This is a genomic window from Pseudomonas sp. 58 R 12 (assembly GCF_900005865.1).
Lineage (GTDB): Bacteria > Pseudomonadota > Gammaproteobacteria > Pseudomonadales > Pseudomonadaceae > Aquipseudomonas > Aquipseudomonas tritici.
Window position 1 is genome coordinate 901,464 of sequence record NZ_CVTP01000028.1, and the last position, 20,141, is coordinate 921,604.

The 20,141-nt window shown below is 62.0% G+C and carries 11 protein-coding genes and 1 pseudogene; 9 read left to right on the plus strand and 3 right to left on the minus strand.

Annotated elements, in window-relative coordinates; genetic code table 11:
• Positions 1 to 1,200, minus strand: a pseudogene (locus BFP95_RS30190) (type IV secretion protein Rhs); the annotation flags it as partial.
• A 202-nt stretch (positions 1,201 to 1,402) separates the two neighbouring features.
• Here BFP95_RS30190 and lexA point away from each other — a divergent pair.
• The 6 genes from lexA to uvrA all read left to right on the plus strand — a co-directional run bounded on the left by lexA (position 1,403) and on the right by uvrA (position 11,459).
• Positions 1,403 to 2,020, plus strand: a complete 618-nt coding sequence (lexA, locus tag BFP95_RS28620) for a transcriptional repressor LexA (RefSeq protein ID WP_065874700.1) — start codon at positions 1,403 to 1,405, stop codon at positions 2,018 to 2,020.
• Entirely contained in the window at positions 2,020 to 2,634 is a 615-nt protein-coding gene (imuA, locus tag BFP95_RS28625) for a translesion DNA synthesis-associated protein ImuA (RefSeq protein ID WP_065880669.1), read from the plus strand. The genes lexA and imuA overlap by 1 nt, the downstream gene beginning before the upstream one ends.
• 7 nt (positions 2,635 to 2,641) lie before the next feature.
• Positions 2,642 to 4,054, plus strand: a complete 1,413-nt coding sequence (locus tag BFP95_RS28630) for a Y-family DNA polymerase (RefSeq protein WP_065911047.1) — start codon at positions 2,642 to 2,644, stop codon at positions 4,052 to 4,054.
• The gene (locus BFP95_RS28635) at positions 4,030 to 7,122 is read left to right on the plus strand and encodes an error-prone DNA polymerase (protein WP_218187119.1); all 3,093 of its coding nucleotides are present in this window, start codon (positions 4,030 to 4,032) and stop codon (positions 7,120 to 7,122) included. The genes BFP95_RS28630 and BFP95_RS28635 overlap by 25 nt, the downstream gene beginning before the upstream one ends.
• 108 nt (positions 7,123 to 7,230) lie before the next feature.
• Complete coding sequence (locus BFP95_RS28640; RefSeq protein WP_065911049.1) at positions 7,231 to 8,943, plus strand: ATP-binding protein; 1,713 nt, start codon at positions 7,231 to 7,233, stop codon at positions 8,941 to 8,943.
• Positions 8,940 to 11,459 (plus strand): excinuclease ABC subunit UvrA, encoded by a 2,520-nt coding sequence (uvrA, locus tag BFP95_RS28645; protein WP_065874695.1) that lies wholly within the window; start codon positions 8,940 to 8,942, stop codon positions 11,457 to 11,459. Before BFP95_RS28640 ends, uvrA begins: the two co-directional genes overlap by 4 nt.
• A 297-nt stretch (positions 11,460 to 11,756) precedes the next feature.
• Here uvrA and tkt read toward each other — a convergent pair whose 3' ends face one another.
• Complete coding sequence (gene tkt / locus BFP95_RS28650) at positions 11,757 to 13,820, minus strand: transketolase (RefSeq protein WP_065911050.1); 2,064 nt, start codon at positions 13,818 to 13,820, stop codon at positions 11,757 to 11,759.
• Positions 13,821 to 13,995: 175 nt separating this feature from the next.
• On the opposite strand from tkt, the gene BFP95_RS28655 reads away from it, so the two are divergent.
• Positions 13,996 to 14,220, plus strand: coding sequence for a DUF465 domain-containing protein (locus BFP95_RS28655; protein ID WP_065874693.1), 225 nt, complete (start codon positions 13,996 to 13,998; stop codon positions 14,218 to 14,220).
• A gap of 156 nt (positions 14,221 to 14,376) precedes the next feature.
• Here the strand turns inward: BFP95_RS28655 and BFP95_RS28660 are convergent, their stop codons facing one another.
• Positions 14,377 to 15,753, minus strand: a complete 1,377-nt coding sequence (locus BFP95_RS28660; protein WP_065911051.1) for a 2-oxoadipate dioxygenase/decarboxylase HglS — start codon at positions 15,751 to 15,753, stop codon at positions 14,377 to 14,379.
• A 288-nt stretch (positions 15,754 to 16,041) separates the two neighbouring features.
• Here BFP95_RS28660 and BFP95_RS28665 point away from each other — a divergent pair, with 288 nt between their 5' ends.
• Both BFP95_RS28665 and BFP95_RS28670 read left to right on the plus strand, forming a co-directional pair.
• A complete protein-coding gene (locus BFP95_RS28665) occupies positions 16,042 to 17,451 on the plus strand; it encodes an OprD family outer membrane porin (protein WP_065874691.1) in 1,410 nt (469 codons plus the stop codon).
• Positions 17,452 to 17,520: 69 nt separating this feature from the next.
• Positions 17,521 to 20,141 (plus strand): MGH1-like glycoside hydrolase domain-containing protein (locus BFP95_RS28670; protein ID WP_065911052.1); only part of this gene is annotated, 2,621 nt, incomplete at its 3' end.

Consider the following 20,141-nt stretch of genomic DNA (forward strand, 5'->3'; position numbering starts at 1 on the left):
CACCAACACCGTCCGCTGGGCCTTGTCCCGAACCATCGGCACCGGATTGGAAACCACCTGATCCCCAGCCTTCAACGGCACATCCGGAATCACCCTGATCGGCGTCGCCGGGCCCCCCAGCAGAATCGGTTTGGCCAGCGCTGCATGGTCTTCCACGCGTGCCTTCCCGAACTGCCCGGCCATATGCTCCAACCACCTGCGCGCCCGCTGAGACTTGATGCCCTCCAGCACCTTCGCACTCATGCGCACCGCCATGCCCATCCCGGCAGTGGCAAGACCCAGCAACAAATTGATCAATACTTCAGCGCTGATTTCCCCCAGCAACTCGTTCATGTACGCCGGCGGCAACAGCCGCATCCAGCTGACCATCGCCGACAGATAGATGAACAGCAGCGGCTCATCGCTCAGCACCAACAAGCCTTTTGCAATGCTTTCGGTGCCGAGTTTCAGCAGCTGTTCAAATTGGTCCTGAGACAGGTAATGCAGGAGTTTTTCGGCATGCCCCAGCGGGTCTGAAAGCCACTGAAACAGCTGCTTGATGGTGTCCCACAGCGAATACAACGCCTCACCAAACCCGCGTGCGTAGCCTTGATGCAGTGAGAGGTAGCGCTTGAGGAAGTCGGCTTCGGAATACCCCTTCCACAGCGGCTTGAATGTGCTGCTCCATTCAGCGCGCAGCCAACTTTCCAGCGGTGCGATAACCGACTGATAAGAGGCGTACAACGCCTTGTAATGCGCTTTGGAAACAGTGGGGTAGAAACTGACCCGGTACTGCTGGTTGCGATCACATTCTGTGATTTCGAGAATGCCGCTGGGGCCAATCGTCTTATGGATCGGCTCACCCAGCGGGCCACCGTTGGGGTCGATGCGTTGCACCATCACGGGCGTATTACCAATGGGTACGAACCGTGAGCTCTGGAACATATGCACCAGGGTCAACGTGCCGTTGGCCTGGCAAGTTGCGGTGGTGGTGCTGGGAAAAAGCGAAGGGCTGATCGGCGCGACCAGCGTCACTTCATCCCCGACCTTGAATACCTGTTCGATATCCAATGCCGAAAAGCTGAAAAAATTCTCGGCCCAGGCGTCGTAGTGGTTAAGACAGCGCTTGAAGTCGTTGATAACGGCTTCGACGTCTCGCGCCTTCGAATCCATGGTGGCCAGCACCAGGTAGCCAATGGCTTGGCTGGTCACGCCTATCATGAAACAACCCCATCAACCGGGGCCCACACAAAAAACGCCATCTGCAATCCCTCGCACTGTGTATTCAGGCGAAGGACTTTGCGGACCTTTTCAGGGGAGGGGAGTAGAGGTAATCCGACCATCACGTGGGACATTTCGACAACGCTCGTCCTTCCTCCACGCGACTGACGGCTATTGTCAGAAATTTCCCACAGGAGTACAAATGTACTCCATGACGACTCTAACCCCCCGCCGTACCGCCATCCTGACCTTTATCCGCGACCGCATCGCGCAGCAAGGCCAGCCCCCCAGCCTCGCCGAGATCGCCGAGGCGTTCGGCTTTGCCTCGCGCAGCGTGGCGCGCAAGCATGTGCTGGCGCTGACCGAAGCCGGGTTTATCGAGGTCAACCCTAACCAGGCCAGGGGCATTCGCTTGCTCAACCAGCCACCGCGTCCGGAATGGCTGGATGTGCCGGTGCTCGGTCGAGTCGCTGCCGGCTTGCCCATCGGCGCCGATGCCGAAGTACACAGCCGCCTGCAACTTGACCCGTCTACCTTCGCAAAAACGCCGGACTATCTGTTGCGGGTGCAGGGTGACTCAATGATTGAGGACGGCATCCTCGATGGTGACCTGGTGGGCGTACGGCGCAGTGCCGAGGCCTTGAATGGGCAGATTGTGGTGGCGCGCCTCGACGGCGAAGTGACCATCAAGCGTTTCGAACGCAGCGGCGACAGCGTGCGCCTGCTGCCGCGCAATCCCGCGTACCAGCCTATTGTGGTCGGGCCCGACCAGGACCTGGCCATCGAAGGCGTGTTCTGCGGTTTGGTGAGGCAAGGCTGATGGGCGCCGTGATTGCCCTGGACACGCTGTTCAATGGCGGGCGTGTCTGGAAAGGCCGACCCGCCGCGCCGCCGACGAGTGTGCATCCCACGGGGTTGGCGGCGCTGGATGCGGTGTTGCCCACGGGCGGCTGGCCGGAGGCGGCCTTGAGTGAAATCCTCATGGCCAAGGAGGGTGTGGGCGAGCTGCAACTGGTGCTGCCGACCCTGGCGCGCCTATCAAAGGCGGGGGAGCGGATTGTGTTGGTGGCGCCGCCTTATACGCCATACCCGCATGCGTGGCAGAACGCCGGGGTTGATCTGCGCCTGCTCTCAGTGATTCAGGCCGAGGAGCGCGACGCCTTATGGGCCGTGGAGCAGTGCCTGCGTTCCGGCAGTTGCGGCGCGGTGTTGTGCTGGCCGCGCAAGGCTGATGACCGGGCGCTGCGTCGTCTGCAAGTCGCGGCGGAAACCGGGCAAACCCTGGCATTTGCCTGGCGCGCCTTGGGCGAGGCGATCAACTCATCGCCCGCCGCCTTGCGCCTGGCGGTCGAGGCCAAGCCCGCGCAGGTGCGAGTGCTCAAGTGCCGGGGCGGTCTGGCTCATCCGGCGCCGATTGCGCTGGCGGGGCACTGAGGTTGCCATGCGCTGGGTGTGTATTGTTTTCCCGCAATTGGCGCTGGACGGGGTGCTGCGTGTGCACCCTGAACCGGACCAACCCCTGGCCCTGCTGGCCGGCACGCCGCAGCGACGCGTGCTGCAAACCGTCAATGACGCCGCCCGTGCCTTGGGCCTGCGGCCTGGCCAATCCCTGACGGCAGCGAATGCCCTGGCCAAGACCTTTGCCAGTGCCGAATACGACCCTGCCGAGATCGAACGCTACCAACAGTTCCTTGCCGCCTGGGCCTACCAGTTCAGCTCCCAAGTCAGCCTGCATTACCCGCGTGCCTTGCTGTTCGAGATCGAATCGAGTCTGGGGCTGTTCGGGCCGTGGCCGCGGTTCGAAGCGCGCTTGCGCAAGGAATTGACCGAACTGGGTTTTCGTCACCGGATCGTCGCTGCGCCCAACCCGGCCGCCGCGCGGGTGCTGGCGAATATCGATGATGGCCTGGCGGTTACCGATGACGTCCTGATGCAGGCCCTGGCGTCGCTGCCCATCGACCGCGCCGGGCTCGAACCACAGGCCGCCACGGCCCTGTCGCGCATGGGCCTGCGCTGCTTGGCCCAGGTGCAGGCGTTGCCCCGGCATACCTTGGCGCGACGTTTTGATGCCAGTTTGCTCAAGCACCTGGACGCACTGACCGGGCAGCGTCCGCTGGCCCTGGCGTTCTATCAGCCGCCGGACCAGTTTGATGTGCGTATCGAGCTGAATTTCGATGTGCAATCCCACCAGGCGCTGCTGTTTCCTTTAAGACGGTTGACTGGCGATCTGTCCGCGTTTCTGTGCGGTCGCGACAGTGGCGTGCAGCGTTTCGACCTGCACCTGGAACACGCCCAGGCGCCGGACACTGTGATCAAGGTCGGCCTGCTCAGCGCCGAGCGTGAACCGGCGATGCTGTTTGAATTGGCCCGTGGCCGCCTGGAGCACGTTCAAGTGACCTCACCGGTACGCGGCTTTCGCCTGGTGGCCCAGGACCTGCCAGTGTTCGTGCCGCAGCGCCATGACCTGTTCGACGACCGCCCGCAACAGACCCTGCCGTGGGAACAATTGCGCGAGCGCCTGCGCGCGCGCTTGGGGGATGAGGCCGTGCGGGGCCTGCGCTTTCACGCCGACCATCGTCCAGAATGCGCCTGGCAAGCGGCGGCGGATAAAAACCCGTGCCAGGCCTTGAACAAGGTGCAACGGCCCGGCTGGTTGCTGCACGAACCCACACTGCTGGCCGAGCACAGCGTGCACATCCTCATGGGCCCGGAACGCATCGAATCCGGCTGGTGGGACGGCGCCGATATCCGCCGTGATTACTACCTGATCCAGACCCGCGCCGGCCAGCAAGGCTGGGCCTATCGCACCGTGGGGCAAAGCGATGGGCTGTGGCTGCAAGGCTGGTTTGCATGAGCTATGCCGAGCTGCACTGCCTGTCCAACTTCAGCTTCCAGCGCGGCGCATCCAGTGCGCTGGAGTTGTTCGAACGGGCCAAGCGCCAAGGCTACAGCGCCCTGGCGATCACCGACGAATGCACGCTGTCGGGCATCGTGCGTGCCTGGCAGGCGGCCAAGGCGGTGGAGCTGCCGCTGATTATCGGCAGCGAGATGCGCATCGAGAACGGCCCGAAACTGGTGCTGCTGGTGGAAGACCTCAGCGGCTACCAGCACCTGTGCCGCTTGATCACCCTGGCCAGGCGGCGTGCTGAAAAAGGCAGCTATCGCCTGCTGCTGGAGGACTTCGAGCAACCGTTGTCCGGCCTGCTGGCGCTGTGGGTCGCCGAAGACAGCAGCACTCAAGCCGAGATCCAATGGCTGCGCCGCACCTTTGCCGGGCGCTTGTGGCTGGCGGTGCATTTGCATTGCGGCCAGGACGATGCGCGCCACCTTGAGCAGCGCCTGGCACTGGCGGCCAGCCTGAAAATCCCGGCGGTGGCCTGCGGTGATGTGCATATGCATGCGCGCGGCCGCCGTGCACTGCAAGACACCATGACCGCCATCCGTCATCACGTACCGGTGGCTGAAGCCGGCACGCGGCTACACCCTAATGGCGAGCGGCACCTGCGTTGCCTGGAGGCGCTAAGCGCGCTGTACCCCGCGTCGTTGCTCGACGAAACCCAGGCGATCGCCCGTCGTTGCACCTTCGACCTCAGCCAATTGCGCTACCACTACCCACGCGAGCTGGTGCCCGCCGGCCACAACGCCGAATCCTGGCTGCGCGCCGTGACCGAAGAAGGCATCGCCCAGCGTTGGCCGCAGGGTGTCGACGCCAAGACCTTGCAGCAGATCAACAACGAACTGGCGCTGATCAGCGAGCTGGGCTACGAAAGCTACTTCCTCACGGTGCATGACATTGTGCAGTTCGCCCGCAGCCGTTCGATCCTGTGTCAGGGCCGGGGCTCGGCGGCCAACTCGGCGGTGTGTTTTGCCTTGGGCATCACCGAGATCGACCCGAGCCTGACCCGTCTGCTGTTCGAGCGCTTTCTCTCCAGGGAGCGCAATGAGCCGCCGGACATCGACGTGGACTTCGAACACGAACGCCGTGAAGAAGTGCTGCAGTACGTGTTCCAGCGCTACGGCCGCACTCGCGCGGCGCTGACGGCGGTGGTCAGCAGTTACCACGCGACCGGCGCGGTACGCGATGTGGCCAAGGCCTTGGGCTTGCCGCCCGACCAGATCAACGCGCTGGCCGAATGTTGCGGGCGCTGGAGCGACGATACGCCGCCCCTGGCGCGCCTGCGTGAAGCCGGTTTTGACCCCGAAAGCCCGATCCTGCGTCGTGTGCTCACGCTCACCCAGCAACTGATCGGCTTCCCCCGGCACCTGTCCCAGCATCCTGGCGGCTTTGTGATTTCCGAATACCCGCTGGACACCCTGGTGCCGGTGGAAAACGCGGCCATGGCCGAGCGCACCATCATCCAGTGGGACAAGGACGACCTCGACGCCGTCGGCCTGCTCAAGGTGGATATTCTCGCCTTGGGCATGCTCAGCGCGATCCGCCGCTGTTTCGATTTGCTGCGTCGTCATCGCCACCGGGATTTGAGCCTGGCGTCGGTGCCCAAGGAGGACCCGGCGACCTACGCGATGATCAGCAAGGCCGATACCATCGGCGTGTTCCAGATCGAGTCGCGGGCGCAGATGTCGATGTTGCCCAGGTTGCGCCCGAAGGCGTTCTACGACTTGGTCATTGAGGTCGCCATCGTGCGGCCGGGGCCGATCCAGGGCGGCATGGTGCATCCCTATTTGCGTCGGCGTAATAATGAGGAGGAGACCACCTATCCCTCGCCGGAGCTGGAAGTGGTGCTGAAGCGCACGCTGGGCATCCCGCTGTTCCAGGAACAAGTCATGCAGATCGCCATGGTTGCCGCCGACTACAGCCCCGGCGAGGCCGACCAATTGCGCCGGTCCATGGCCGCTTGGAAACGCCATGGCGGTTTGGAACCGCACCGCGAACGCCTGCGTACCGGCATGCTCAAAAACGGTTACACCGAAGCCTTCGCCGCGCAGCTCTTCGAGCAGATCAAGGGCTTTGGCAGCTATGGCTTCCCTGAATCCCACGCCGCCAGTTTCGCCTTGCTGACCTACGCCAGTTGCTGGCTCAAGTGCCATGAACCGGCGGCGTTTGCCTGTGCGCTGATCAACAGCTGGCCCATGGGCTTCTACAGCCCGGACCAGATCCTGCAGGATGCGCGGCGCCATCGCTTGCAGATTCGCCCGGTGGATGTGCAGGCCAGCGACTGGGATTGCAGCCTGGAACCCATCGACCGTGCGCAGCCGGCGATCCGTATGGGTTTGCGCATGATCTCGGGGTTTCGCGAAGAGGATGGGCGGCGCATCGAAGCGGCGCGCCAACGTCGGGCGTTCAGCGACATCGCTGACTTGGACGAACGCGCCGGACTGGATGCGCGTGCGCAGGCATTGCTGGCGGATGCCGGTGCCTTGCGCGCCCTGGCCGGCAACCGGCACAAGGCGCGTTGGGAAGTGGCGGGCGTGCACAAGCAACTCGGGCTGTTTGCCGGCCTGCCCAGCCCCGACGAAGCCGTGGTCGAGTTGCCGACACCCACGGTGGGCGAGGACCTGCACGCTGACTACGCGACAGTCGGCACCACCCTTGGCCCGCATCCGTTGGCGTTATTGCGCGCGCAATTGCGTAAGCGGCGCTGCCGCAGTTCCCAAGAGCTGATGCTAGTCGAGCATGGGCGCAACGTCAGCGTCGCCGGGTTGGTGACGGGTCGGCAGCGCCCAGGCACTGCCAGTGGGGTGACCTTTGTCACCCTGGAAGATGAATTCGGTAACCTCAATGTAGTGGTCTGGCGTGACCTGGCTGAGCGTCAGCGCCAGGCGCTGGTGGGCTCGCGCCTGTTAAAAGTGGACGGGCGCTGGGAAGCGGTGGGTGAAGTTCGGCACCTGATCGCCGGCCGGCTTACCGACCTGACGCCGCTGTTGGAAGGGATAAATGTGCGCAGCCGGGACTTTCACTGAGGCGGGGGCTTGTGGAGGCGTAACCCCCTAAATTATAAGAGATGAACCATCCGCGTCCGACGCGCTCCAAATTTTTGCGACCGTCCTCTCTTAGCGCAGAGCCAACCGATGCAATTTTTATCCAACTCTCATGGCTGTGAAGGCTGGGCCGGTGAAATGGCCCGGCGGATCCGCGCATTTGATTGGTCGGACACCGACCTGGGGCCCATTGAACAGTGGTCCACCAGCCTGGTCTGCAACGTGCAGATGATGCTGGCATCACCCGTGCCGATGGTGATGTTGTGGGGCCGCGCGGGGTACATGATCTACAACGACAGTTATTCGGTATTTGCGGGTGGCCGCCACCCTTACCTGCTGGGCACGCCGGTAGAACTGGGCTGGCCGGAAGTGGCCGACTTCAACCGTCATGTGGTGGACACCTGCCTGGCAGGCGGGACCTTGTCGTTCAATAACAAAGACCTGGTGTTGTTGCGTAACGGCAAACCGGAAACCGTGTGGCTGGATCTCTATTACAGCCCTGTCGCCGGCGACAGTCAGCAACCCGCCGGGGTGTTGGCGATTGTGGTGGAGACCACCGAGCTGGTGAAATCCGAGCAGGTACGCCAGGAACTCACCCATAACCTCGAGCAGCGTGTGGCCGCCGAAGTGCAGGCGCGCTCTGCCGCCGAGGATAAGTTGCGCCAGTCGCAGAAACTCGAAGCCATCGGCGGCCTGACCGGTGGCGTGGCGCACGACTTCAACAACTTGCTGCAAGTGATCGCCGGCAACCTGCACTTGCTCGCCCGCCACGAGCCGGACAACGCGCAGGTGCAGCGACGTGTCGCGGCGGCCATTGCGGCGGTGGATCGTGGTGCCAAGCTGTCATCGCAATTGCTGGCGTTTGCCCGGCGCCAACCGTTGTCGCCGGCGGTGTACAACCCGCAACGGATTTACGCGGGCCTCGGCGAACTGCTGCAAAGGGCGCTGGGAGAAACCATCCATATCGATGTGCAGTTGCCCCAGGATTCGTGGTGCATCAACGTCGACCGCAACCAGCTGGAAAACGCACTGCTCAACCTGGCGATCAATGCCCGCGACGCCATGCAAGGTGAGGGGGTGATCCGCATCACCGGCGAGAACATTATCCTCAACCCCGGCGATTGCGCGGGTAAAAGCATCAAGCCCGGTGAGTACGTGCGCCTGGCTGTTACCGATATCGGCGTGGGCATGCCGCCGGCGATCCTGGCGCGGGTGTTTGAGCCATTCTTCACCACCAAGCGTAACGGCCATGGGACCGGCCTTGGCCTGAGCATGGTGTTTGGCTTTGTGCGCCAGAGCGGCGGGCATGTCGACGTGTGGAGTGAGGAAGGGCGCGGAACCGTGGTGCAGATGTATTTCCCGCGCAGCCTCGGCGAAGAGTGCGAGGACGCCTGTGACGAGCCTCTGCCGCATGTCCATGGCCATGAAACAATCCTGGTGGTCGAAGACAACGAAGACGTGCGCGAGACGGTCGTGGAACTGCTGGAGCAGGCGGGTTATACCGTGCTCACGGCCGAAGACGGTGACCGCGCAATGAACATGCTACAGACCGGTGTTAAGCCGGAGCTGATTTTCACCGACGTGGTGATGCCCGGTCGCGTCAAGAGTACCGACCTGGCTGACTGGGCTCGCGCACAAACGCCTGCCGTGGCAGTGCTGTTCACTTCCGGCCACACCCGCGACATTCTCTCCAACAATCATTTGCTGAGTCCCGAGATTCATCTGCTGAGCAAACCCTACAGCCCCGAAGCCCTGACGCAACGGGTCCGCAGCGTGCTTGCCGCCCAACAAGGTTGTCCATGACTTCACAGCGCAACATCCCCTCGATCACCGCCCACCACACAGGCTTCGTCCGCGTCCGCGGCGCCCGCGAACACAACTTGCGTAACGTCGATGTGGATATTCCACGGGATGCCTTGGTGGTGTTTACCGGCGTCTCGGGTTCGGGCAAATCGTCCCTGGCGTTTTCCACGGTGTATGCCGAGGCGCAGCGGCGTTATTTTGAGTCGGTGGCGCCGTATGCACGGCGGCTGATCGACCAGGTCGGCGTGCCGGATGTGGACAGCATTGAAGGCCTGCCGCCCGCCGTGGCCCTGCAACAGCAGCGCGGTACGCCGAGTGCGCGCTCGTCAGTGGGCAGCGTCACCACGTTGTCGAGCCTGATCCGCATGCTGTACTCCCGCGCCGGCAGTTACCCGCCGGGCCAGGCGATGCTGTACGCCGAGGACTTCTCGCCGAACCTGCCGCAAGGTGCGTGCCCGCAATGTCATGGTCTTGGGCGCGTGTACGAAGTGACCGAGGCATTAATGGTGCCCGATCCCTCGTTGACCATTCGCCAGCGCGCGGTGGCCTCCTGGCCATTGGCGTGGCAAGGGCAGAACCTGCGCGACATTCTGGTGACCCTGGGCTATGACGTGGATATCCCGTGGCGCGACCTGCCGAAAAAGCAGCGCGACTGGATCCTGTTCACCGAAGAAACCCCCACCGTCCCGGTATACGCTGGCTTCACCCCCGAACAGACCCGCGATGCGCTCAAGCGCAAGCTTGAGCCCAGCTACCAAGGGACCTTCAGCGGCGCGCGACGCTACATCCTGCACACTTTCACCCACACCCAAAGCGCGTTGATGAAAAAGCGCGTCTCGCAGTTCATGCAGGGCAGCGCTTGCCCGTTATGTGAGGGCAAACGCCTGACCAGGGCCGCGCTGTCGGTGAAGTTCGCCGGGGTGGATATCGGTGAGTTGTCGCAGTTGTCATTGGCGCAACTGGCCGAGTTGCTGCGGCCGGTGGCGGCGGGGCAGGACAAGATGAAGCTGTCGGTGGAAAAACGCCTGGCCGCGCAACGTATCGCCCAGGACTTACTCGAGCGGGTCAGTACCTTGACCGAATTGGGCTTGGGCTATTTGTCCCTGGAGCGCAGCACACCGACCTTATCGTCCGGAGAGTTGCAGCGATTGCGCCTGGCCACACAGCTGGGCTCGCAATTATTTGGCGTGATCTATGTGCTGGACGAGCCGTCGGCAGGCCTGCACCCGGCAGACGGCGAGGCGCTGTTCACCGCGCTGGATCGTTTGAAAGCGGCGGGCAACTCGTTGTTTGTGGTGGAGCACGACCTGGAAACCATGCGCCGCGCCGACTGGCTGATCGACGTGGGCCCGGCCGCCGGAGAGCACGGCGGGCAAGTGTTGTACAGCGGGCCACCGGCGGGGCTGGCGCAGGTGGAGGCGTCGCAGACGCGTGAATACCTGTTTGCTGAAAAACGCGTGTCGAATCAGGAACGCCGCGAGCCCTCCGGCTGGCTGAAGCTGGACGGCGTGACGCGTAATAATCTCAAGGCCCTTAACGTCGATTTCCCACTGGGGTGCTTCACGGCAGTCACCGGGATTTCCGGTTCGGGCAAGTCCAGCCTGGTCAGCCAGGCGCTGCTGGAGCTGGTAGGCAGCGGCCTCGGCCGGGTGGTGGAAAACGACGATGAGCCGAGCCTGGAAGACGACACGCCGCAAACCAGCGGTGGACGTATCAGCGCCGGGCTCGAGCTGATCCGCCGCCTGGTGCAGGTGGACCAGAAACCCATCGGCCGCACCCCGCGCTCCAACCTGGCGACCTACACCGGGCTGTTCGACAACGTGCGCAAACTGTTCGCCGCCACGCCGGCAGCCAGGAAGCGTCATTACGACGCCGGCCAGTTCTCCTTCAACGTCGCCAAGGGCCGTTGCCCGAACTGCGAGGGTGAAGGGTTTGTCAGCGTCGAGCTGCTATTCATGCCCAGCGTGTACGCGCCATGCCCGACCTGCCACGGCGCGCGGTATAACCCCGAGACGTTGGCTATCAAATGGCAGGGCTTGAGCATCGCCCAGGTCCTGGGGCTGACGGTGGAGCAGGCGGTCGACGTGTTTGCCGAACAACCCAGTGTGTTGCGTTCATTGCAGGTGCTGCGGGATATCGGCCTGGGTTACCTGCGCCTGGGGCAACCGGCGACCGAGCTGTCGGGCGGCGAAGCGCAACGCATCAAACTGGCGACCGAGTTGCAACGCAATGCGCGGGGCGCCACGTTATACGTGCTGGATGAGCCCACGACGGGGCTGCATCCACGGGATGTGGACCGCTTGCTGATCCAGCTCAATCAGCTGGTAGATTCGGGGCATACGGTGGTTGTGGTGGAGCATGAGATGCGCGTGGTCGCGCAGAGTGATTGGGTGATTGATATCGGGCCGGGGGCCGGGGATTTGGGCGGGAAAGTGGTTGCTTGCGGCACGCCGCAGAAGGTCGCCAAAAGCAAGACCAGCCGCACCGCGCCATTCCTGGCTCGAGAGTTGATCTAACAAACACAGCGGATCAAATGTGGGAGCTGGCTTGCCTGCGATAGCGGTCCATCAGTCAAAGTTGCATTGCCTGACAATCCGCCATCGCAGCATAGGTATCTACACATCTTCAAAGTGAAATTGCGTAGCAGCTGTCGAGCCCTGGCGAGGCTGCGTCAGCGGTGTGTCAGACAGGCCGCAAACGCAGCCTCGCCAGGGCTCGACAGCTGCTACGCAGAGGGCTCCCTCAAGATGTGTAGATACTTATGGCCATCGCAGCGGTTCGACGATTCGACAAGCCAGCTCCCACCGTTTTGATCAGTGTTGAGTCAGTTGGATTTGTGCCTTGGCTTGCTTAACCACATTCTCCAGCGTAAACCCAAACTGCTCCTGCAACTTGGCCAACGGCGCCGACGCGCCAAAGCTGTTCATCACCACTTTGGCCCCGGTCTGCCCCACATACCGATCCCAGCCCAAAGGCCCCGCCTGTTCGACCACCACCCGAGCTTTCACTGCCGGCGGTAATACGCTGTCGCGATAGGCCTGGTCCTGGTCTTCAAACAACTCCCAGCTGGGCATGGAGACTACCTGCGCAGCAATCCCTTCGCTTTTCAGTTGCTCATACGCAGCCACGGCCAGGCTGATTTCACTGCCCGTCGCCAACAACAGGACTTCGGGCTCATCGCCACCCGCCAACACATAAGCCCCCTTGGCCGCGCCGGACGCCGCTGCATACCTCGTACGGTCCAACGTCGGCAATGGCTGGCGCGACAACACCATGCAACTCGGTCGATGGGTTTGCGCCAGGGCCACCTTCCACAGCTCCAGGATTTCATTCGCATCACCGGGTCGCAGGGTCAACAGTCCCGGTGTCGAGCGTAACTGCGTGAGGTGCTCGATCGGCTGGTGCGTCGGCCCATCTTCACCCACGCCAATCGAGTCATGGGTAAACACAAACACCACCGGCAGTTCCATGATCGCCGCCAAGCGGATCGGCGGCTTCATGTAGTCGCTGAACACCAGGAACGTCGAGGTGTACGGGCGCAGATAGGACAGCGCCATGCCATTGGCAATCGCGCCCATCGCGTGTTCACGAATGCCGAAGTGCAGGTTGCGCCCGCTGTAGTCGTCGGCACTGAAACGGCCGGCGCCCTCAAAGGTCAGGTTGGTCTTGGTCGACGGCGACAAGTCCGCAGAGCCGCCCAGCAACCAGGGGATTTGCTCGGCAAACGCATTCAGTACTTCGCCACCGGCGGCACGGCTGGCCACACCCTTGGCGTCGGTATCGAAGCTGGGCAGGTGTTTCTGCCAGTGTTCCGGCATTTCCCCGGCACGCATGCGGCGCAATTCATCGGCCAATTCCGGCTCGTACTGCTCAAGTTGCAACAGGTGCTCGGCCCACTTTTCATACAGCGACTCGCTGCGGTCAAGCAAGGCATCACGCAAGTGCGTGCGGACATCATCGGGCACCAGAAAGCTGGCGTCTTCCGGCCAGCCATACGCGGCCTTGGTCAAGCGAATCTCATCCTCGCCCAAGGGCTCACCGTGGGCGGCGGCGGTGTTGTGTTTGTGCGGCGAGCCATAACCGATCACGCTGTCGACCACAATCAGGGTCGGCGCGCCGCGGTTGCAATGGAAGGCTTCCAACGCATTGCTCAGGGCTTGCAAGTCGTTGGCGTCGGTCACGTGCAACGTGTGCCAGCCATACGCCTGGAAGCGCTTGATCACGTCTTCGCTGAACGCCAGCTCCGTGTGACCCTCGATGCTGATGGTGTTGTTGTCGTAGATCCAGCACAGCTTGTCCAGCTTCAAATGCCCGGCCATCGACGCGGCTTCGCTGCTGATGCCTTCCATCATGTCGCCGTCACCACACAGGGTGTAGACGTTGTAGTCGAACAAGGCTTTTTCTTCGCGGTTGAACCGCTTGGCCAGCCAACGCTCGGCCATGGCCATGCCCACGCTGTTGGCGCAGCCTTGGCCGAGTGGGCCGGTGGTGGTCTCGACCCCGGTGGTCATGCGGTACTCAGGGTGGCCTGGGGTTTTTGAACCGGCTTGCCGGAACTGCTTGATATCGTCCAGGCTGATCGCCGGCTGGCCGGAACGCTTGCCATGTTCATCAATCTCGACCACGCCGGCCAAGTGCAGCAGCGAATACAGCAGCATCGACGCATGCCCCACTGACAGCACAAAGCGGTCACGGTTGGGCCAGTCGGGATGTTCCGGGTGGTAACGCAGGAAGCGGCTCCACAGCGTGTAGCCCACTGGCGCCAGGCCCATGGGCGTGCCCGGATGGCCGGAATTGGCCTTTTGCACGGCGTCCATCGCCAGGGTGCGGATCGTGTTGATGCATTGCGTGTCGACAGCGGTGGCAGCGTGATTCATGAATCCGGTCTCCCTCGAGTGTCTATCTACAGTGGAGGGCGGGGCGCCACGAAGGTTTGATCGCATCGCCGATGTCGCGACGAACGGGGATGTATTGACCCCGAACATGACAAGACCCCTCGCAATGGTCTAGCTTCTAGGGCGTAAGCCATTGATCAACTTGCGGAGGTACGCCATGCCAGTGAAACACGACCTGTATCAGGACTTGGGGTTGAGCAAGGAAGTCGTTCACGAACGCAGGGCAAATGACAAACGCCTGGACTCGCTGCTCACTCAATACGACGACGCTGACAAGGAGGTGCTGAAGGCAGAATCAGCAAGCGCCGGCGATGAAGAGGTGGAGAAGCTGAAGAAGAAACGGTTGTTGATCAAAGACGACATTGTGGCGAAGTTGGGGTAGGGGATAGTCCGCGTTCCTACAGGGGGCGCACACATTTGTTCAGAATTGTCTGAAGGACAGGCTTCTCTTCACTGCCTATGATGCCCACCGCCTACCCGACTCTGGGGACTGTTGCGGCGTAAGGATTGCGCCGGTGAGCCGGGTGGGTACTTTATTTCATGCCAGCAGCGCCAGGGTGCATTCATCGATAGAGCGCTGCTGAGTCTCGCCATATAGCGTCAATTCATCAACCGTCCGGCGCCCCAGCGCCCTTTCAAACTCGGCCTGGTTCGAGTTCGCCGCGTAGTGGCTCTGCCCTGCATCCCCCAGGTTCGACTGGAAAATCCCCGCCGCGCTCACCGGCAGAAAATCCTCATACACCAACGGCTCCACATTAATGTGGCCTGCCGCGATCAGCGCTTCCAGGGTGCGCGGTTGATCCGCTGTGCCGCGCGCCGCCAGGCCTTGCTCGGTGGCGAAATAGCGGAAATACGCCAGGCCCTGCTCACGCATTTGCCCGTAGTTATCCGGGAAGGCCTGGAAGTGCTGCTCCATCAATTGCATGTAACGCGCGGCGTTGCCCTCATTCGGGAAGGCGCCCAGTGCGTCGCGCGCGGCGTTCAGCAGGTGGTCGTACAGCGCACGGCCTTTGGGCGTGAGCGCCACACCGCGCTGCTCGATTTCGCCGAAGCGCGCGCTGTGGCTGCCTTTGGCGTCGGTGAAGGCGATGGGTTCGTCGAGCGCCTTGAAGCTGGTCTGGCGCAGCAGGATCGGGCAATGACGGCGCGGTGGGCCTTCGATCACGGCCTTGGGGGTGATGCCTTTGTCGGGCATGGCGGCCTGGACCTGGTCGATGTCCAGCGTGCGCGGGGTCAGGTGGTTGATATGCGGGCCTTTGAAAGCGACAACGTCGGCAATCAGACGGTGCTGGTCGCTCAATTGCTGATAATGCGCAGCGGTGACGGTAGCGGTGTGGTGCCAGCGGAAGGTTTCCAACGCCTGGCGGATGAATTCATCCGCATCCACGCGGTTGAGGCCGCCGTCCTTTTCCGACTGTTCAATCAGCGCCAGGGCGCCAGGGGTGAAGATCGAACGTTTGGCCAGGGCGGTCTCGGCGAAGGTGCGCAGGTCGGCATTCTCGATCAGTTCCAGGCGCAGCAATGAGGTAAATACGCGAAACGGGCTGGTCTGCAGCGCCTGTTCATGCACCGCGCGAAAGGCGGTGGAGTGCACGGGCACGCCAGCCGGGGTCAGGTCGTAATAGCCCACTGGCTGCATGCCCATCACCGCAAACAAGCGGCTGATGGTCGCCAGTTCTGCAGGCGTGCCTAGGCGGATCGCTCCGTGGCGCTCCATGTCCAGTCGCTGGATTTCGCCGGTGCGTTGCAACTGCTGCGCCAAGCTCGGTTCGGCGTCGAGCACACGGGTGTTGGTCTCGGCCACCAGCTCCATCAACGCGCCATACAGGGGAACTTCATCTCGGTACATGTCGGACATGGCCTTGGAAAAGCCCTTGCGGATCTCGTCTGGGCTGACATGTGCGGTGGTGGGCATAGAAAAATTCCTGATGGCATGGCGATGGGGGTGGCCGTTGCCCGGAGTTTGTTGAGCGCAAGGCTTGCTTGCAAACGAAGAATCCTCAGGACTTCATTCTGCAAATGAATGAGATGACCTGAATATGACAAAAAACAGCCGGTGCAAAATTTCATTTTCCGGCGGTTTTCCTAACTAATTCTTCACGGAGTGCGCCCCGGTCGGCATGAAAGAATCGCCACGTTTGCAAGGATGAAAACGCCGTCATGCACATCACGCACATAAAAATATGTTTAGGGGCCGTCATTAATGAAAATTTCTACACTGGCGTTGTCGATCACCGCCGCCGTTCTTGCACAACAGGCTTACGCTGATGATTTCGGGCTCGGCGCTCTGGGCACGGGTAACGGTCACAGCGGTTTCCTTGAAGACAGTCATGCGGCCATTAGTTCGCGGACCATGTACTACAGCGCGGATAACCGCTCGGGGACCAACAACGACCTGCGCGAAGCGGCAACCGCGCTGCGTTTTGACTACAAATCCGGCTACACCCAAGGCACCCTTGGCGTCGGCTTCGACGTCATGGCCTTCGGCGCCTTGCGCCTGGACGGTGGCGATGGTCACACCGCGGGCCCAGGCTTGGCGGGGAACGGCAACAGTTTCTTCCCAACCAAGAATAATGGTACCGAACCGGCCGATTCCTTTGGTCGCGCGGCAGGCAATGTAAAGTTCCGCATTTCCCAGACCGAATTGCACGTCGGCGGTGGCTTGGCGCCGGTCTTGCCGATCCTGGTCTCCAACGACAGCCGTGTGGCACCGCAAACCTTTGACGGCGGGGTCCTCACCTCCAACGACATTCCAAATGTCACCTTCACCGGCGGTGAGCTCAACCGTGCCGAAGGCCGTGCCTCCAGCAACTCCACCGGCTTGAGCGTGGCCGGCGGTACCCGCGACAGTGACAGCTTCAAGTTTGGCGGTGTGGACTACAAGCCGTTTGGTTCTTCCGACAACACCATCGCGAAAAACCTGACGTTGCAGTACTACTACGCTCAACTGCAAGACTTCTACAAACAGAACTACGTCGGCCTGGTTCACGTATTGCCACTGGGTAATGACCAGTCGTTCAAGACGGACCTGCGCTACTTCGACAGCAGCAGCGACGGCAAGAACGGCGAGAGCGGCTACCAGTTCAACAACAACGGCGGCTTTGCCAAGCATGCCAACGAAGTGGACAACAAAACCTACAGCGCGGCCTTCACTTACCAACTGGGCGGCAGCAGCTTGATGCTCGGCCATATTGGCGTGGGTGACGACGGCGGCTTTGTGTGGGTCAACCAGGGCAGCCTGGCCGACCCGCATGCGCAAGGCGCCGGCGGCAGCGACTTCTACCTGTTCACCGACGCCGTGGTCGGCCAGTTCTCCCGTGCGGGCGAGCAGGTCAACTTTGGCCAGTACTCGTATGACTTCAAGGCCTACGTGCCTGGCCTGAAAGCGTCCGTGGCTTACCTGGACGGTACGGATATCAAGTCGAAAGTCGCCGGCGGTCCCGACCAGAAAGAAAACGAAGCCGACTTCCGCCTGGACTACGTCGTGCAGGCCGGGCCGCTGAAAGGCTTCGGTACGACTTTCCGCACCGGCACCTACCACGGTAAAAACACCGGCACTGCCGATCAGGATCAAACCCGCCTGATCTTCAACTACACGTACGCCATCTTCTAAGTCTTCATGTGCACCCGGGCGTCATTGGGCTCTACACTGCCTCTCACTTGGTAGGCGATGGAGGACCCAATGGCGGCCACACCCGACACCCGAATAGTTGGAACAATCGAAGGCCAACGCCTGGCGACGCCGGGTGCCGAGCGTTGGCGCGAGTGGGGCCCTTATTTAAGCGAACGCCAATGGGGCACTGTGCGTGAAGACTACAGCGCCGACGGCGACGCCTGGACTTACTTCCCCCATGAACATGCCCGCAGTCGTGCCTACCGCTGGGGCGAAGATGGCCTGGCCGGTTTCAGCGACAAAGCGCAACGCTGGTGCCTGGGCCTGGCCCTGTGGAACGAGCGCGACGCGATCATCAAGGAGCGCCTGTTCGGCCTCAACAACGCCGAAGGCAACCACGGCGAAGACGTCAAGGAACTGTACTTTTTCGTCGATGGCGTGCCGAGCCATGCCTACATGCGCATGCTCTACAAATACCCCCATGCAGCCTTTCCCTACGACGACCTGATCAGCGAGAACGCCCGCCGTGACCTGCAGGATGCCGAGTACGAAATCCTCGACACCGGGGTGTTCGCCGACAACCGTTACTGCGACGTCAGCGTCGAATATGCCAAGCACCAGCCCGACGACCTCTTCATGCGCGTCACCGTGCACAACCGTTCGGACCAGCCGACCCGCTTGCAGGTGCTGCCCCAACTGTGGGCGCGCAATGACTGGAGCTGGACCTTTGATGCGCCCAGGCCGCTGTTGAAGATGGACGGAGAGTCGGTGCTGGCGCGCCATCATGAACTGCCTGATCGTCATCTCAGTGCTTGGGGCCAGGATGGGGTGGAGTGGCTGTTTTGCGAGAACGAAAGCAACTATCCCAGGCTAAATGGACAGCCGGCGCCAGGGCCGTTCAAGGATGGGGTCAACGATTACGTGGTTGAGGGTGTGCAAGCGGCGATTCGCCGTGACAGCGGCACCAAGGTCGCGGCGCGTTTTGTCCTCGAATTGGCGGGCCTTGAAAGCAAAACGCTCTATCTGCGTTTTGCGCCCGTCGACGCGCCGCAGGTCAACGCGCGTAAGCTGTTCGAACAACGCCGTCAGGAGGCCGACGAGTTCTACGCCGCCTTGCAACATGGCATGGCCAGCGACGATGCGCGCAATGTGCAGCGCCAGGCGTTGGCCGGGCTGCTGTGGTCCAAGCAGCTGTACTATTTCGACGTAAACCAATGGCTCGACGGCGACCCGGCGCAACCCGCGCCACCGCCCGAGCGCTTGTATATCCGCAACACCCATTGGCGACACCTGTCGAATTTTGACATTCTCTCCATGCCGGACACCTGGGAATACCCGTGGTATGCCTCGTGGGACCAGGGCTTCCAGGCGGTGGCCATGGCGCTGATCGATCCGGGGTACGCCAAGCAACAGCTGTTGCTGCTGGTGAAAGACCGTTTCATGCACCCCAACGGCCAGTTGCCGGCCTATGAATGGCGCTTTGACGACGCCAACCCGCCGGTACATGCCTGGGCCAGTTGGCGGGTTTATCAGCAAGACAAAGCGCTGAACGGTGTAGGCGATATGGATTTACTTGAGAGGATTTTCCATAAGTTGCTGTTGAATTTTTCCTGGTGGGTGAACCGCAAGGATGCCGAGGGCCGCAACCTGTTCCAGGGCGGTTTCCTGGGCTTGGACAATATCGCCTTGTTCGACCGCTCGGCCGCGTTGCCGCCGGGTTACCAGCTGGATCAGGCCGACGGCACGGCGTGGGTCGCGGCCTATGCCCTGGACTTGATGCGCATCGGCCTGGAGCTGGCCAAGCGCAACGTCGTCTACGTCGACATCGCGGTGAAGTTTTTCGAGCACTTCCTGTACATCGCCGGCGCCATCAACCGCGTCGACGACAGCGCCGAAGGCCTGTGGGATGAGCAGGACCTGTTCTTCTACGATGTGCTGCACCGCCCCGACGGCCAGAACGAGCCGGTGCGCCTGCGCTCCATCGTCGGCCTGATGCCGCTGTTTGCCGTGCTGGTACTGGAACAGCGCGAGCATGAAGGTTTGGAAGGGCTGCGCGAGCGGCTCTTGGGTTTCATGCATCACCGCCCGGACCTGGCAAAGCTGGTCTCGCGCTGGAATGAGCCGGGACAAGGCAATCGCCTGCTGCTGGCGCTGCTGCGCGGTGAGCGCACCAAAGACCTGCTGCGGCGCATGCTCGATGACAGCGAATTCCTGGCGCCCTTTGGCGTGCGCTCCTTGTCCAAGGCTTTCGCCGAGCAACCCATGGCGTTGAAGATGAATGGCACCACGCTGAGTGCCTGCTATCAGCCAGGCGAATCCGACTCGCGTTTGTACGGCGGTAACTCCAACTGGCGCGGGCCGTTGTGGATGCCGGTGAACTATATGTTGATTGAGTCGCTGCGCGAGTTTCACCGTTACTACGCGGATAACTTCTCGGTGGAGTACCCGACGGGCAGTGGTTATCTGTCGTCGCTGGAGGACGTGGCTGACAGCCTCAGTCAGCGGCTAACGCGGTTGTTTCTAAGGGATGAAAATGGCCTGCGGCCGTCGATGGCGGGGTATGCGCAGTTGGAGGCGGACCCGGAGAGTCGCGATTTGGTGCTGTTCCACGAATACTTTCATGGTGAGACCGGGAGGGGGCTGGGCGCGTCGCACCAGACCGGGTGGAGTGCGTTGGTGGCGTTGCTGCT

Coding starts and splice junctions, on each gene's coding strand:
- imuA (WP_065880669.1), top strand. CDS start 2,020: ATGGGCGCCGTGATTGCCCTGGACACGCTGTTCAATGGCGGGCGTGTC.
- BFP95_RS28640 (WP_065911049.1), top strand. CDS start 7,231: ATGCAATTTTTATCCAACTCTCATGGCTGTGAAGGCTGGGCCGGTGAA.
- BFP95_RS28660 (WP_065911051.1), bottom strand. CDS start 15,753: ATGCCCACCACCGCACATGTCAGCCCAGACGAGATCCGCAAGGGCTTT.
- BFP95_RS28630 (WP_065911047.1), top strand. CDS start 2,642: ATGCGCTGGGTGTGTATTGTTTTCCCGCAATTGGCGCTGGACGGGGTG.
- uvrA (WP_065874695.1), top strand. CDS start 8,940: ATGACTTCACAGCGCAACATCCCCTCGATCACCGCCCACCACACAGGC.
- tkt (WP_065911050.1), bottom strand. CDS start 13,820: ATGAATCACGCTGCCACCGCTGTCGACACGCAATGCATCAACACGATC.
- BFP95_RS28655 (WP_065874693.1), top strand. CDS start 13,996: ATGCCAGTGAAACACGACCTGTATCAGGACTTGGGGTTGAGCAAGGAA.
- lexA (WP_065874700.1), top strand. CDS start 1,403: ATGTACTCCATGACGACTCTAACCCCCCGCCGTACCGCCATCCTGACC.
- BFP95_RS28665 (WP_065874691.1), top strand. CDS start 16,042: ATGAAAATTTCTACACTGGCGTTGTCGATCACCGCCGCCGTTCTTGCA.